Source organism: Nonomuraea sp. NPDC049028 (genome assembly GCF_043197735.1).
Lineage (GTDB): Bacteria > Actinomycetota > Actinomycetes > Streptosporangiales > Streptosporangiaceae > Nonomuraea.
Map to the genome: position 1 here is coordinate 482,856 of NZ_JBICTR010000005.1, position 14,586 is coordinate 497,441.

15 protein-coding genes are annotated in these 14,586 nt (G+C 71.4%); 4 read left to right on the forward strand and 11 right to left on the reverse strand.

Going from position 1 to position 14,586, the window contains the following annotated elements:
* Positions 1 to 44: 44 nt before the first annotated feature.
* On the reverse strand, positions 45 to 701 hold the full coding sequence (locus ACGFJ2_RS21810; RefSeq protein WP_358200427.1) for a response regulator transcription factor: 657 nt from the start codon (positions 699 to 701) through the stop codon (positions 45 to 47).
* Positions 694 to 2,742, reverse strand: coding sequence for a sensor histidine kinase (locus ACGFJ2_RS21815; protein ID WP_393470832.1), 2,049 nt, complete (start codon positions 2,740 to 2,742; stop codon positions 694 to 696). Before ACGFJ2_RS21815 ends, ACGFJ2_RS21810 begins: the two co-directional genes overlap by 8 nt.
* 146 nt (positions 2,743 to 2,888) lie before the next feature.
* Here ACGFJ2_RS21815 and ACGFJ2_RS21820 point away from each other — a divergent pair, with 146 nt between their 5' ends.
* The 3 genes from ACGFJ2_RS21820 (at position 2,889) to ACGFJ2_RS21830 (ending at position 5,060) form a co-directional block, all read left to right on the forward strand.
* A complete protein-coding gene (locus tag ACGFJ2_RS21820) occupies positions 2,889 to 3,539 on the forward strand; it encodes a hypothetical protein (RefSeq protein ID WP_358200446.1) in 651 nt (216 codons plus the stop codon).
* A gap of 88 nt (positions 3,540 to 3,627) precedes the next feature.
* On the forward strand, positions 3,628 to 3,918 hold the full coding sequence (locus ACGFJ2_RS21825; RefSeq protein WP_358200453.1) for a hypothetical protein: 291 nt from the start codon (positions 3,628 to 3,630) through the stop codon (positions 3,916 to 3,918).
* Between the two features lie 14 nt (positions 3,919 to 3,932).
* The gene (locus tag ACGFJ2_RS21830; RefSeq protein ID WP_358200462.1) at positions 3,933 to 5,060 is read left to right on the forward strand and encodes an NlpC/P60 family protein; all 1,128 of its coding nucleotides are present in this window, start codon (positions 3,933 to 3,935) and stop codon (positions 5,058 to 5,060) included.
* Between the two features lie 76 nt (positions 5,061 to 5,136).
* On the opposite strand, the gene ACGFJ2_RS21835 is transcribed toward ACGFJ2_RS21830, so the two are convergent.
* Positions 5,137 to 5,340 (reverse strand): cold-shock protein, encoded by a 204-nt coding sequence (locus ACGFJ2_RS21835; protein ID WP_214640926.1) that lies wholly within the window; start codon positions 5,338 to 5,340, stop codon positions 5,137 to 5,139.
* A gap of 531 nt (positions 5,341 to 5,871) precedes the next feature.
* On the opposite strand from ACGFJ2_RS21835, the gene ACGFJ2_RS21840 reads away from it, so the two are divergent.
* Entirely contained in the window at positions 5,872 to 6,450 is a 579-nt protein-coding gene (locus ACGFJ2_RS21840; RefSeq protein ID WP_393470837.1) for a hypothetical protein, read from the forward strand.
* Between the two features lie 169 nt (positions 6,451 to 6,619).
* Here the strand turns inward: ACGFJ2_RS21840 and ACGFJ2_RS21845 are convergent, their stop codons facing one another.
* From ACGFJ2_RS21845 to ACGFJ2_RS21880, 8 genes are all read right to left on the reverse strand, one after another.
* On the reverse strand, positions 6,620 to 7,150 hold the full coding sequence (locus ACGFJ2_RS21845) for an N-acetyltransferase (protein WP_357939151.1): 531 nt from the start codon (positions 7,148 to 7,150) through the stop codon (positions 6,620 to 6,622).
* A 286-nt stretch (positions 7,151 to 7,436) separates the two neighbouring features.
* Complete coding sequence (locus ACGFJ2_RS21850; RefSeq protein WP_393470841.1) at positions 7,437 to 8,216, reverse strand: FadR/GntR family transcriptional regulator; 780 nt, start codon at positions 8,214 to 8,216, stop codon at positions 7,437 to 7,439.
* A gap of 16 nt (positions 8,217 to 8,232) precedes the next feature.
* Positions 8,233 to 9,459 (reverse strand): four-carbon acid sugar kinase family protein, encoded by a 1,227-nt coding sequence (locus ACGFJ2_RS21855; RefSeq protein ID WP_393470844.1) that lies wholly within the window; start codon positions 9,457 to 9,459, stop codon positions 8,233 to 8,235.
* Positions 9,456 to 9,854: a VOC family protein gene (locus tag ACGFJ2_RS21860; RefSeq protein ID WP_357939157.1), complete on the reverse strand. Its 399-nt coding sequence runs from the start codon at positions 9,852 to 9,854 to the stop codon at positions 9,456 to 9,458. Before ACGFJ2_RS21860 ends, ACGFJ2_RS21855 begins: the two co-directional genes overlap by 4 nt.
* Positions 9,847 to 10,617, reverse strand: coding sequence for an HpcH/HpaI aldolase/citrate lyase family protein (locus ACGFJ2_RS21865; protein WP_393470848.1), 771 nt, complete (start codon positions 10,615 to 10,617; stop codon positions 9,847 to 9,849). The genes ACGFJ2_RS21860 and ACGFJ2_RS21865 overlap by 8 nt, the downstream gene beginning before the upstream one ends.
* Positions 10,618 to 10,663: 46 nt before the next feature.
* A complete protein-coding gene (locus ACGFJ2_RS21870) occupies positions 10,664 to 11,683 on the reverse strand; it encodes a hydroxyacid dehydrogenase (protein ID WP_393470851.1) in 1,020 nt (339 codons plus the stop codon).
* On the reverse strand, positions 11,683 to 13,578 hold the full coding sequence (locus ACGFJ2_RS21875; RefSeq protein WP_393470854.1) for a hypothetical protein: 1,896 nt from the start codon (positions 13,576 to 13,578) through the stop codon (positions 11,683 to 11,685). The genes ACGFJ2_RS21870 and ACGFJ2_RS21875 overlap by 1 nt, the downstream gene beginning before the upstream one ends.
* The gene (locus tag ACGFJ2_RS21880; RefSeq protein ID WP_393470857.1) at positions 13,575 to 14,579 is read right to left on the reverse strand and encodes an aldo/keto reductase; all 1,005 of its coding nucleotides are present in this window, start codon (positions 14,577 to 14,579) and stop codon (positions 13,575 to 13,577) included. Before ACGFJ2_RS21880 ends, ACGFJ2_RS21875 begins: the two co-directional genes overlap by 4 nt.
* Positions 14,580 to 14,586 lie beyond the last annotated feature (7 nt).

The window sequence follows — 14,586 nt, forward strand, 5'->3', positions numbered from 1 at the left end:
AGCAGCGAATCGGCTCATCAGACGTGGGGGAGCGGCGAAACGGCTCACCGTCCCAGACCCGCGTCCCGCGCCCGGACGATCGCCTCGGCCCGGTCGGCGACGTGCAGCTTGGCGAAGATGTTCGACACGTTGTTGCGCACGGTCTTCGGCGACAGGAACAGGGCCGAGGCGATCTGCGCGTTCGCCCGTCCCGCCGCGACCAGCGAGAGTATCTCCCGTTCACGGGGCGTGAGCTGCGGAAAGGCCGGGTCGTCCGAGCGCCCGGTCGCGGTGCCGGTGAAGAAGTCGGCGACGCGACGGGCGACGGCCGGACCGAAGATCGCCTCGCCATGAGCCACCGCGGTGATCGCGCGGACGATCTCGGCCTGGTTCGCCCCCTTGAGCAGATAGCCGCGGGCTCCCGCGCGCATCGCGGCGAACAGCGTGGCGTCCTCCTCCGACATGGTCAGCACCACGACCGCGATGTGCGGGCTGTCGGCGACGACCCGCCGGGTGGCCTCGATGCCGTCCAGCCCTGGCATCCGTACGTCCATCACCACCACGTCCGGCTGCGATTCGGCGGCCCGCTCGACCGCTTCGGCGCCGTTCGCGGCGGTGCCCACCACCTCGATGCCGGGTATCGAGCCCAGCAGCACCGCCAGTCCGTCACGGTAGACCGGGTGGTCGTCGGCGAGCAGCACCCGGATCGTCTCTTCAGACACCGGCCGTCTCCATCGCCTGCTCCAGCGGGAGCCGCGCGCCGACCAGCGTCCCGCCGCCGGGCGGGCAGCTCACCTGGCAGTCTCCGCCCAGCTCGGCGGCGCGCTCCCGGAGCGACAGCATGCCGACGCCGGCCACCACGTCGGGCCCGATGCCCACGCCGTCGTCGCGGATCTCCACATCCAGCCTTCCCTCTCGCACGGTCAGCGTGATCTCGCACCGTGTCGCGCTCGCGTGCCTGGCCACGTTGGTGAGCGCCTCGGACACGATCCGGTAGGCCGCCACCTCCACGGCCGCGGGCAGCATATCCAGCCGCTCGTCGCCGCCGACCATGACCCGCAGCTCCGCCGAGCGGAAGCGGTCCGCCTGCTGCTCGATGGCGCCCCTCAGCCCCAGCTCGTCCAGGGCGGGCGGGCGCAGGTCGTGCACCAGTCTGCGTACGTCGGCCAGCACGCCGGTCACCTCCTCGGCCGTCTGCGCCAGGATGCGGTCGGCTTCGTCGGGCGCGGTGGCCGCCAGGTTCCTGGCCGCCTCGACGCGTAACGCCACCGCCCCCAGGCTCGGGCCCAGGCCGTCGTGCAGGTCGCGGCGGAGCCGGCGGCGTTCCTCCTCCCGGGCGAGGACCAGGCGGGCGCGGATGCGCTGCAGGTCGGTGCTGAGCTCGCTGGCCCGCGCCGCCGCAGCGGCCTGCCGTACGAGATCGCCGAGGAGGCGCTGGTCGCGTTCGGTGAGGTCCGTACGGCACAGCACCAGCAGCCCCACCACCTCGCCCCGGTAGGCGACCGGCAGGGACACCGACGGCCCGCGCGGCGAGCCGTGCTCCACCACGGAGCGTTCCCCGCCCGGCCCTTCGATCTCCACCCTGACGTAGGCCAGCCGGAACACCTCGGCCAGCGTCCTGGCCACCGCGAGCAGTTGCTCGTCCGGGTCGGTGGCCAGTTCCAGCCGCTCGGCGAGCGTCGAGACCGTGGCGTACGGATCGTCGCGCGACCCGCGCACCAGCCGCCGCGCCACCCGCCACAGCCAGGTACGCAGCGGCGCGTAGAGCACCGCGACGATCGCGATGGCGGCCAGCGCCGAGTCCCGCTCGCCGAGCACGCTCCCTGCCACGGTGAACACCGCCACGTCCACCAGCACGACCAGCGCCGCGAGCACGGCGTAGGTGACGGTGGCCGACAGCAGCCGGTCGACGTCGTACAGCCGGTACTTGGTCACCGCGACGACCACGGCACCCGACGTGACCGCGATGGACAGCCCGAGCAGCAGCGCTGGGACCTGCGGCGGCAGCCGGAGCGGGAACAGCAGCACGAGCATGTCGGCCAGCGCCGCCCACATCAGCCAGCGGATCTGGGCCCGCCGCTCGGCACCGGACGCCCGGTAGCGGCGCACCACCACCGCGAACGGCACCACGACACTCACCAGCACCGACACGTACGCCACCCGCAGCGCGACCTCCCAGACCGCGTACGGGAGCGGGACGGCGAACAGATCGAACTCCAACCGCTCGATCTCCGGCGGCAGCGCGGTCTGGTGGAAACGCTCCATCACCGAAGCGGGCGCCAGCGACAGCAGCACCGTCAGCGACCCGGTCAGCGCGAGGCTGGCCCTCGACAGCCAGCGCCACAACGGGGCTGAGGGCAGCCGCCCGTCCGGGAACAGCAGGATCAGCAGCGGCAGCCCGAGAAGCAGCGACGCCCCGAAGCACGCGTAGAACCAGTACGCCGCGGCGGTCCCCGGCGTGCCCGGCGCGACATAGACGCCGTACACCGCCCAGCTCGCCGCGAGCCCGTCCATCAGCCACAACAGCCCGAACCCGGTCAGCGCCCAGGCCACCGGATGGCGGGGCAGCCGGCGCAGCAGCAGCACGCCGGGCCCGAGCAGGGCCAGCCCCGACAGCGCCGCGGACCAGCCCGGCTCCAGCTCGGCGTTGAGCGGGATCCGCACGGCGGCGGCCCGGACGTCCAGCACCACCGTCGCCACGGTGATCGCCACCCCGACCGCGGCCAGCAGAACGGGCATGACCAGCGCCCGGGTCTTCGTCACGTGAAGCATTACACCGGATTTGTCCGTTCCTGTCCCGGGACAGGAGTCCCGGGACAGGAACGGGACACCGGGCCCTGCCTGCCCGGGTCTGCCCGCCCGGAAGCTGGTCCTCGTTGCTCACACCCTGTGGAAAGGACCAGATCACCATGGACCCGCACATCACGACGACACCCGCGAAAGCCCGCACTGACATGCCCGTCTCCGGTGAACCGCCCATCACCGGTAAGCCCCCGCTCTCGCTCGGCATGGTGCGCGGCCTGGGCCTGTCGCTGACCGCCGGCACGCTCGCCTGGGCGGCGAGCATCTTTCTGTACGGGACGCAGAACACCGGGTTCGAGGAGCGCGTCGGTGACCTGACCGGGCTCCTCTTCCAGGGCGGCGTGTTCGCCCTGCTCACCGTGCAGGCCAGGAGCCAGGCCACCGGGCTCACCCGGATCTCCCGGGGCATGCTCCGGGTCGAGGCGGTGCTGCTCGCGCTGGCCAGCGTCTGGTCGCTGCTGCACGGCGTCCTGCCCGAGCCCCAGCAGGACGGTCCGCTGCTGGCGGTCCTCGACCTCTTCTGGCCGCTGTCGATGCTCGGCATGATGGTGATCGCGGTGAAGCTCGCGGTGGCCGGACGGTGGCGCGGGCCGCTGCGCTGGTGGCCGCTGATCGCCGAGAGCTGGGCCGTCGTGACGGTCCCGCTGTTCATCGTGTTCGGCGAGCAGGCGTCCCGGTGGGTGGGCGGGCCGCACCTGATCATCGGGTACGCCACCCTCGGCGTGCTCCTGGCCTGGCGTCCGGAGCTGACCCGTTAGGGGCTTACCGATACGATCAGCTCCTTGTGGGGGATGCGCAGTTTGATGGGCGCGTCACCGTCGGTCCCGTACCCCTGGAGGATCGCTGATGGCGAAGGTCGACCTTCACCGCCAGGCGCTCGAAGACTGCCAGTCGGCGGCGAACCGTTTGTCCAAGGAGTTCGCCGACCTCGCTGGCGGGTATCCGGCCAAGACCGCCGACTCCTCGATCTTCGGTGACCTGACCGGCTCCTCCTCGCTGGCCGCCCTCCTCGACAAGATCGAGACCGGGGTCTCAAGCGAGCTGGGACATGTCCAGAACAAGCTCCAGGGCGTCGAGCGGGCGCTGGAGAAGGTACGCGACAACGTCCACACGGCCAACCAGGCCTCGGGCGCTTGATCAAGGAGTGAAGCGTGGAGCTCGGCGACCTGCCCGGCGGTGACGGCCTTGCGAACATCCTCAAGTCCGTCAGTGGCGATCCCGGCTCGGTCCGCGGCGTGGCCAAGCGCTGGCGCGGCGCCGGCGGCAAGACCGGCGAGTACGTCGGCCGCCTCGGCACGTCGGTCAAGGGCGTCAACACGGCCTGGCAGGGCGACTCCGCCGACGCCTTCGACAAGTACATGCGCCGTTACTCCACGGCCGGCGGCGCGCTCCACGACGCCCTGACGGACAGCGCGACGGTTCTCGACGACGTCGCCCAGGCGCTGGAGACGGCCGCCTCGAAGGTACGCGGGATCTGCGGCGACGTCCTCGACAAGGCCCGCGCCTACAAGACCAACAATCCGGACGCCACGCAGGCAGAGTTCGACAAGGCGCTCGCCTCTCCCGTCGCCGACGCGGTCGAGGACGCGAAAACGCACCTCACCTCGGTCAACAAGGTCGTGAACCAGGCCGTCAAGACGATCGGCGAGCACTGGAACGGGCGGGAGGCGACGTTCGCCGCCATCAAGGCCCCCGGCGACCAGACGTTCGTGCCGGCGCCGGGCCACACCGTCCACTGGGACCCGACGCCGCTTCCCGACTGGCAGAAGACGACACTGGCGAGCGCGAACGGCAACGGCAACGCCTACAGCCCCGCCTCCGCGTCCGCCCCGGTGGCCGCGTCTTCCGGGTCCGGCGGGTCTTCGGGCTCCGGGGGCTCCGGGGGCTCCGGGGGTGCGGTCGCCCAGGCCGTGCCGTACGTGCCGGGTGGCGGCACCGGCGCCGACATCGTCAACGCGGCGCGGCAGCACCTCGGCAAGCCGTACGTCTGGGGCGCCAACGGCCCGAGCGCCTTCGACTGCAGTGGGCTCGTCTACTACTCGCTGAACCAGGCGGGCATCAAGATCGGCGACACCACGGCGGCCGGCTACCAGGCGAGCGGGCACCCGATCTCAGGGCCACCGCAGGCCGGTGACATCGTCTTCTTCGGCGCCCCGCCCGACCACGTGGGAATCTACATAGGCGACGGCAAGATGATCCACGCGCCGCACCCGGGGGCGAACGTCCGGGTGGGAGAGGTGGCGGTCCAACACGGCCCGATCACCTACCGCCGCTTCTGACCCCCGCGCTTCTGAACACACGCGAGCCGGGGCCCGCGTGTGCGGACCCCGGCTCGTCGTGGTGTTACGTCGTAGATCAGACCGGAACGATGTTCTCGGCCTGCGGGCCCTTCTGGCCCTGCGTGATGTCGAAGCTCACCTTCTGGCCTTCCTGCAGCTCGCGGAAGCCCTGGGCGGCGATGTTCGAGTAGTGGGCGAAGACGTCGGCGCCGCCGCCGTCCTGCTGGATGAAGCCGAAGCCCTTTTCAGAGTTGAACCACTTCACGGTGCCAGTCGCCATGTCGATCTCCTTTGATAGGCGCAGAGCCGGGACTCGCAGGTCACGAATCCCATGTCGCCGCAATGACCCATCCGGAAATGACCGGTGAAAACAACACGCCTTCGGGGCGGAACCCGTCGGGCGCGCAAAGTTCGTGGGTACCAAAACTGCAACAGCTGCCACGCTAGCACGTGGCCTCTCATACTCCCTCCCGAAAAATGGGAGATCTTGCGGCCTGCCTGCTGGAACGGAAAATCGCCGCCTGGACACCGGCTCCTGACCGGTCGAGGAGCGCCGCCTGCCCCTGTCAGACGGGCCCGAGAGCACGCGCAATCTGGGCGGTCGTGACCATCGACCATGACCCGACACGGTCGACGCACTCTCGCCGCCGGCGGGACCGCAAAATTTATGTCAACCCGACATAGATAAAACAAAGCGGCATATCAGACATCTCTCATGTGGCGTCGGCAGAGTTCAGGGCGTGCGGATGACCTTCGGGGGCCGAATTCATCGGGATGCGGCCGGGTCATCCAGGATTGGACGTTGATCTCAGTGCGTTTCCTGAAGCCCCTCACCGTGACCCTGGCCAGTGCCGCCCTCGTCGCCCTGCCGTTCGCGGGCGGCGCCTTCGCCGACAGCGGCCAGCCGCAGCCCGCTCCGACGGTCACCCCGGGCGTGAAGACCACCCCGACCACCAAGCCCACCGCACCGGTCAAGACCGGCCGCCCCACCGCGACGGACGACAACGCGCGGCCCAAGCGTCCGACCTCCACCGCCCACGAGCGGGAGACCACGGCCTCCACCCTCTACTTGAAGGAGCACCGGAGCCCGGCCTCTCTCGAGGTCTCGGTCAACCCGACCCGCGTCAAGCAGGGCGCCTCCTACGGGGTGACCATCGTGGTCAAGGGCGCGTCGGCGGGTAAGGCGGCCACGATCACGAGCCCCGAGGGCAAGAGCTACCGCGTGTCGCTCGACCAGCGGACGGTCACCAAGACGCTGACCGTACCGGCCAAGGCCAAGCTCGGCGCCAAGACGGTCACCGTCAAGGTCGGCAACCGGACCGCCACCGCCCAGTTCACCGTCGTCCGCGGCGGCGACCACCGCGACGACCACCGTCACGAGGGCAAGTAGCCGGCCACCGCCACGAGGGCGAATATCGGGAGGCCCTCGTCGCGGAACCAGCCCGCGCTGTGGGTCCGGCCCTCCCCGTGGCCGGTCCCGCCAACGCGGGCGCCCGCGCCGCCGTACCAACTGAGCTGGTACGGCGGCGCGGGCTTTTTAGCGCCGGCTCAGCGCGGGATCACACGCCGAACGGCGGCGCGTACCGGATCGTGCCCGCCGGCAGCGGGCTCCCGTCCAGCGACATGGCCATCAACGCCTCGTCGGGCACGTCGAAGGACACGCCGATGCCGTGACCGGAGGCGATCGTGAACCCGAAGCGGGGGTAGTACTCGGGATGCCCGAGCACGACCACGGCACTCTCGCCCAGTTCGCGGGCCGCCTGGAGCGCCGCCCGGGTCACTGCCGCGCCCGCCCCCTGCTTCTGTACGGCCGGCGACACGGCCACCGGCCCGAGGGCCAGCGCGGGCGCCTGCCCGACGTGGCAGCGGGTGAGGAGGGCATAGGCGACGATCTCCCCGTCAGGGGCGACCCCCACCCAGGACAGGCCCGGAATCCAGGCCGGGTCGAGGCGCAGTGCCTCGACGAGGTCGGCTTCCAGCGGAGTGGGGAAGGCCGACAGGTTCACCGCGCGGATGGCGGCGGCGTCTTCGGGCGTTTCCGCCCGCGTTGCGATGTTGAACGGCGTGATGTCGAGCGGTGTGGTGTTCAACGGAACCCTTCATCGGAAGAGAGGGCTCCCGCGGAGAACGGCCGAGCTCAGCGGCAGTGACCGGCTCCCGGGCAGCCCGGAAGGACAGAGGAGGAGATGCCGCGCACAGCGGCCACCCAACGGGCGGTCATACGCTCCTCGCTCCCTTCCTGCTCAACCGGCGCCTCGGCCGTCGCTTCAACCGACATTGATCAAGGTACCGCATGGCTGTCCGCTATGTCAGCTCGCGCGACCGAGACCATCCGCTCTTCGTCGTCCTGTCGGAGGCGTCAGGCTGTCGGAGGCGTCAGGCTTCGTCGTCCTTGTGGGGAGACTCGTCGTCCTGGAGGGAGCGGTGCAGGCGGCCGCTGGCGGCGTCCATGTGGCCGCGCATGGCTGTGACGGCCGCCGACGGCGAGCGCTGTTCGATCGCGGCCAGCACGGCCGCGTGTTCGGCGATGGTGGTCTGGGTCTCTCCCGCCTCGTGGATCGCCCGCCGGATCCAGACCCGCAGGAGCGAGCGGATGCTGCCGAGAATGTCGTCAAGGACCGAGTTGCCCGCCGCGTGCGCCAGCGTGAGGTGGAAGGCGACGTCCGCTTCCACGAAGGCCGTGCTGTCCCGGGCAGCGCGCATGTCGGCCAGGTGGGCGCGCAGTTCCTCGACGGCTGCGGCGTCGGCGCGTTCGGCGGCCAGCTCGGCGATCACCACCTCGATGTGCTTGCGGGCCTCGATCAGGTCGAGGACCTGGGGCTGGCCCAGCATGAGACCCCATTCGATGGCGCTGGGCAGCAGGCTGGACGTGCTCTGCCTGAGGTAGGTCCCGTCTCCCTGACGTACCTCGATGATGCCGAGCACGTCCAGGGCCTTCAGCGCCTCCCTGACCGTGGAGCGTCCGACGCCGAGCGTTTCGGACAGCTGGCGCTCGGACGGCAGCCGGGTGCCCGGCGCGAGGTGGCCCGAGAGCAACTGGGACAGCAACTGCCTGGCGATGTCGACCACTGTGCTCTCGCGCTGGGGCGCGGCGAGGGAGATGGACGCCGTCTCCGCTCTCCCCGCGCGCCTGGCCTTGCCTTCGGACTCCGCCACGGTCTTCCCTTCCTCATCAGCCCGAAGGCCTCATCAGCCCGAAGGCGTCAGCCACGTCCACCAGGGTTCGCTCGTCGCCCACGTTCCCGGGCACGACGGCGTAGGAGAGCGTAGCCCCGCCGGGTACGCCTATCTCCCAAACGGCCACGCCGGGCCGCAGCGGTCCCAGCACGCGCGCGCGATCCGCCCCCAGCCCGTCGCGCGCGACCTGCGCCGAGGTGATGCCACCCTTGGCGATCACCGCGGTGAGGCGCGGACGGAGCGAGGTCACCGTAGCGCACAGTGCGGCCATGACCTTGGCGCCGTGCCCGAGCGTACTGTGCCGGGAATGCCTGACCCGCTCACTGGCGACCAGGGCGACACCCCGTTCGGCGAGGTCGAAGCGGGCGAGTCCGGCGACCCGGCGGCCCTCTGCCTCCGGCTCCGACAGGGCGGCCTCGGTGGACGCCGTACGTACGGGAACGCGAAGTTCGGTGGCGAGTGCGGCGAGTTGCGCGCCGGCGGCCTCGGTATGGGACCCGCAGACGACCAGCGTGCCGCCGGGACGGCGGTGTAGCGGCCGGTCGAGCAGCCCGTACGCCAGGCGTCCCGCGCGCATGGCGGCCAGGGGCGCGGCGCAGCGCAGCACGACGGGGACGTTCGCGGATCGGGCGGCGTCGATCGAGGCGGAGATGGCCGCCAGGTCGGCGTCCGTCTCCACGTCGGGGACGATGACCGCACCCGGTACGGCCCGGCGCAGCACCGGATCCAGACCGCCGCGCCGTACCGTCTCCAGAGGGGCCGTCGTCGCCGCGCGCCCGCCGGTCTCCCTGACCCACTCCGTCATCGTCCTGGCCGAATAGCCGAAGACCGGGTCGGCGGCGAACTCGGTGTCGGCGGCCACCATCCAGCGGCCGTTCACCATGACGCGGTGAACTCCGCCGACCGTCACCCGCCCGATGGCGGGATAGGCCGGGACGAACACCAGCACCCCGTCGGCCGCCCCGAGCGCGTCGGCCTCGGCGAACACGTGCCCGCGCAGGGTGGAGTCGCCGCGCAGGACGTACTCGGCGTCGTCGCCGCACCTGTCGCGCAGCCGGCGTACCAGGCTCACGGCCCGGCCCTCCTCCATGGCGCGGGTGTTGGTGAGGACGTAGTACGACGGGTCGGCGGGGAGTTCGGCGTCCGGGTCGAGCAGCACCGGCACGTCGGCCGCGGCCTGGGTGCCGGTGGGATCGTCGTCCAGGACGATGACCCGGCTCATCGCACCGGATCCCGCTCGGTCAGCTCCACGCGGACGCCGTTCGGCTCCCCCAGCAGGAAGCAGGCTCGCCGGCCCCGGCCGCCCATGAAGATCTGGGCGCTCTCCTGCCCCGGCAGGCCCGCGAGCGTCGTCTCGATGTCGGCGACGCTGAAGCACACGTGGTGCAGCCCCTCACCACGCTCGCGCAGGAAGCGGGCGACGGGCCCGTCCCTGAACGGCTGCACGAGCTGGAGCATGACGTTGCCCGCGTCGAGGTACGTGAGCCGCACCCCGGGATCCTCCGCCCGTTCGTCGCCGATCACCGTCATGCCCAGCCGCTCCACATAGAAGGGCAGGGCCTGGTCGGCGTCGTGGACGGCGATCCCGACGTGGTCGACGTGGTCGAAGTCAGCCAAGTTTCCTGACCTCGCGCAACCCGGTCCGCAGTGCCGCCTGATAGATCCACAGATCGCCGCCGTACGCGAGGATCCTGAACCCGCGCTCGACGAGCATGGCGGCCTCCTCCTTGCTCCCCGCCATGAACCCGGCGAACTTGCCGGCGGCCCGCGCCGCCTTGGCCACCCGGTCGAGCGCCGCCAGGTAGTCGGGATGGTCGAACTGTCCGGGAATGCCCATGCTGTTCGTCAGGTCGAAATGCCCGATCCAGAGCACGTCCACCCCGTCCACCGCGGCGATCTCCTCCACGGACTCCAGACCGGCGACGGTCTCGATCTGGGTGATCACCATGGTCCGGGCGTTGGTGTCGCGCATGTAGGCCACGTTGTCGGTGACGACGTAGTCATCGTGCGCGACCCCGAAGGCCGCCCCCCGTACTCCGTCGGGCGGGTACTTCGCCCAGCGCACCACGTCCCGCGCCTGGTCGGCAGAGTCCACCATCGGGATCATGACCCCGCGCGCGCCGGCGTCCAGCGCGCGGGAGATCTGGGTGCGCTCGGCGGTGGGGACGCGGATGTACGGCTCGACGCCGGTCGGCCGGGTGGTGGCCACGACCTTGCCGAGGGTCTCCCACCCCCAGCCGGTGTGCTCCGCGTCATAGATGACGAACTGCGCTCCGGCGCCCGCCACGAGCCGGCCGATGCCCGTGGTCGCGAACTCGAAGACGAAGGTGCCGAGCACGAGCTCGCCGCTGTGGAGCGCCTGCTTGATGGGACCGGTCAACGGAGGACCTTTCTGGAGAGCCTGGAGAAGCGGGGTGTGGGGTCGGTCACTGGAGGGCCTTTGAGGAGAGACGCGGGTGGTCGAGTGCCGCCGGGTTGACCGGGTACGCCGGTGCGCGACCGGCGGCGACATCGAGAGCGGCCTGGATGGCGCCGCGCCCGTTGCCCAGGGCGAGCTCGTCGGTCCAGGCGACGGCGTGCGGGCTGAGCAGCACGTTGTCCAGCGCCAGCAGCGGGTCGGCCGGATCGGGCGGCTCGACCTCGAACACGTCCAGCGCCGCCCCCGCGATGCGTCCCTGGGTGAGCGCCTCGGTGAGCGCGGCCTGGTCGACGATCGGACCCCTGGCGACGTTGACCAGGTACGCGGTCGGCTTCATCCCGGCCAGCCGCCCGGCGTCGATGAGGTGGTGGGTCTCCGGGGTGAGCGCACACGTGATCACCACGAAGTCGGCCTCGGCGAGCAGCGTGTCCAGCTCGACGAGCGTGACACCGGCCGCCGCCGCCCGCTCGGGATCGGCGTACGGGTCGGCGGCGAGTTGCCGCATGCCCAGCGGCGCGCACAGCCGCGACAGCTCGCGGCCGATGTTGCCCCAGCCGACCAGGCCGAGCGTCCTACCGGTGACGCCGGTCCCCATGTAGTCCAGCTTGTCGTGCCACCGTCCGGTGCGTACCAGCCGGTCCTTCTCGCCGAGCCGGTGCGCGGCGGCGAGCAGCATCGTCAACGCCGATACCGCCACCGGCCCGCGCACGCCGTCGGGCGTGATGGTGACCAGCACGCCGTGCCGGGTACATGCCTCGACGTCCACGTTGTCGTAGCCGACACCGAACCGGGCGATCAGAACCAGCCGGTCGGCGCCCTTGAGCGTGTCAGCGGTGACCCTGGGGGTCAGGACGATCAGGGCGTCATAGCCGCGCACCGCCTCGGGCGGGATGTCACCGTCCACGGCCTCGATGAAGTCCCACTCGACCCCGTCGGCCGCGTCGAGCGCGGACAGGCCGATGTCACCCCAGCCGATCCGCCCGTCGTCGGTCAGGAAGTCTCGGGTCAGGCCGATCCTGAAGGGCATCAATGGTCTCCTTCTGAGGGCGGGGTCCTGCGGGTATGAGGCTTGCGGGGTGCGATGAGGATCGCGACGGCCGGTGCGGTGAGGGCCGCCGTCTCGGTACCGGGCGGATGCTCCTGTACGACCACGCCGCCCGCGTCGCCACCGGTGACCGTGGTGACGGTGTAGCCCCGAGTGCCGACGAAGACCGGCTCGCCGCCGCCACAGTGGCCGCCGTCGCAGTCGTGGTGGCCGTCGCCACGGCCGTCGGCGTCCAGCGCCGCTGCCAGGACGAGCCGTCGTCCGCCGTGGTGTACGGCCAGGCCGACCAGACCCGCCGGTAGCCCGGGGTCGACGAGCTGCCCTCCTACGAAGGGGCGCAGGGCGGCGAGAACATGCCGCAGCCCGGACGGTACGGCGTCGGCGCCGGTGTCCTGGTCGTCCGTGTAGCTCTCGGCGGCATCGCAGGCGTCGACGGAGATCGCGGCTGCTCCGGCGTTGGCGAGAGTGATCAGGGCGGCAGTTAGCCAGGTCGTGCGGAAGAGGGCGGACGGCGCGGGATCGTGTGCGCCGCGCGGGGCGGCGAAGCCGAAGGTGGGCAGCAGGCCGACCGGCCCCACGAGCACGGGCAGGCAGTGTTCGGCGGCTTGCCCGACGAGCAGCGGGTGGACCGCCAGCGTTTCCCGCGCGCTGGCCTCGTCGTCGTGGTGGGTCTGGGCCGCGATGGGAAAGCAGACCAGGTCGAGCAGGTCGGACGGTAGAGACACGGCCCGGTTCAGCTCGGCGAAGTGGGCCCGACTGCCGCCGCCGATCCGCACCGGCGGCCCGGCGAAGGGCACCTGCGCACCGTGGAATGGCGGTGGCATACGCCGGAAGGACCGCCGGGCGGCCTCGGCGAGTTCTCGGGGAGTGCCGTGTGTACGGTCGAACACCAGGAGCGTGTCCAGGCCCGGGACGTCACGCAGTGCGGCCACCTGGTCGGACGACGAGCAGACGGCGCTCAGCGTGAGCGTCGCCCCGGCTGCCTCGGCGGCGGTGGAGAACCGGTCGGCCACCTCGCGCCACCCTGGCTCGTCCAGATCCACGGTCCCGTGCAGGAACGAGGGTCCGGCAAGCTTCCGCCCGTCCACCGGGGGCCGCCTCAGGTACAGCCCCACCGACGGAAGCGTCTCTCCGGCTGGCTTTTCTCGCTGGGTGTGCGGTTCCGCGAACGCAAGTGGGTCTTCGGAAGGGGGTTGCGGGACTCGGAGGCGTACCCGTGTCGTCGGGCCACCGCGGATCCGGCGCCGGGGTGGGCGTGACTGGGATGGCGGGTAGTCGGTGACCGTGAGGTGGAGGCGCTGGTGGACGTGGTCGCCGCGGCGTACCGTCACCGGCCGGCCCAGCCCGAGCGGCGTCCCATAGGTCTTGTAGCCGGCGTCGCTCCAGTTCCGGTGGTCCTCGGTCTCGAAGGTCTCGCCGTCCAGCTCGATCGTGACCAGCGCCCCACCGTCCCGGTAGCGCATGGTCCTGATGCCGGTGAAGATCTGATGCGGGCTGATCCGCTGCGGGAACTCCCCGGCGGCCTGCCCGTTGACCTCGACCGGGGTGCCCGCCAGATGCGGCGGGTGGATGAGGCAGAGTCCGATTCTGGTTCGCTCGAAGTCGCGCTCCGCCCGACCGTCGAACGCGAACGTGAGTGAGTCCGCCGTGACGGTCGCCGTCCCACGCCAGCTGAAGTCCGCGCCGTGCCGCACATCCAGCGAGAGGGAGAGCGATGACGAGTTCGCGGTCGTGCCGGGGTCGGTCCGCAGCAGCCGCCCCGGCACGGTCATCCACCGGCCGTCCCTGACCAGCACGCCCACCCGGCGCAGCAGGAGCAGCCCGCCGAGTCGTACTCGGTCCAGATGCGGACCGGCGAGCAGGAAGGAGACGGTCATCGCTCGCTCTTCCGCAGCCTGAGCAGGCTCTGGGCGGTGCGTGGGTACGACGGGACGGCGGTCAGCGCGTCCAGTTGGGCCGGTTCCAGGCGTAGGTCGGCGGCGGCCACGCTGGTCCTGAGCTCAGTGAGGTCCTCCGGGCCGATGACCGCGCTGGCCACCGCCGGGCGGGACAGCAGCCAGGCGAGGGCCAGGTGGGCGGGCGGGTGGCCCCACTCGGCACCCAGTGAATCCAGGCGCCCGGCCGTCGCCAGGTGTTCGGGTGAGAAGCCGCCGCCACCCCAGCGCCGCTCCCCGCTGTACTCCCGCCCGCCGGTCCCGGCCAGCAGGCCGCCGTTCAGTGGGCTGAACGCGACCAAGGACAGCCCGAGGCGCAGGCAGGCAGGGACCAGCTCCGCCTCCGGTGTGCGGTCGAACAGGTTGTAGCGCACCTGGGCGCAGACCGGGCCGTGCAGGTTGCGCGCCGAGCAGATCCACAGGGCCTGGACGGTCTCCCACGCGGGATAGGTGGACAGCGCCGCATGGCGCGCCTTGCCCTGCCTGACCAGGTCGTCGAGCGTGGTGAGGGTCTGTTCGAGCGGCGTGTCGGGGTCGGGGTGGTGGGCGTAGTAGAGGTCCACGTGGTCGGTGCGGAGGCGGCGCAGGCTCCGTTCGAGCTGCTGGATCAGGTGTCGCCGTGACAGGCCCCGGTCGTTGACGCCGGGTCCGACGCTCTCGCGGGCCTTGGTCGCCAGGACGACCTCGTCCCGCCGGCCGGCCAGCGCCCGGCCGAGTATCTCCTCGGCCGACTCGCGCTCGGTCCAGGGCGGTAGGCCGGGGCGGTCGAACTGCGGGCGGTTGCCGTAGGCGTTGGCGGTGTCGAAGAAGTTGATCCCATGGTCCAGCGCGCCACGCACGAGCCCGGCGGCGTCGGCGGCGCTGGGGGCCACCCCGAACGTCGCCGTGCCGACGCAGAGCCGCGACACCCTGATGCCCGTCGGGCCGAGCAGCGCGTAGTCCATGACATGG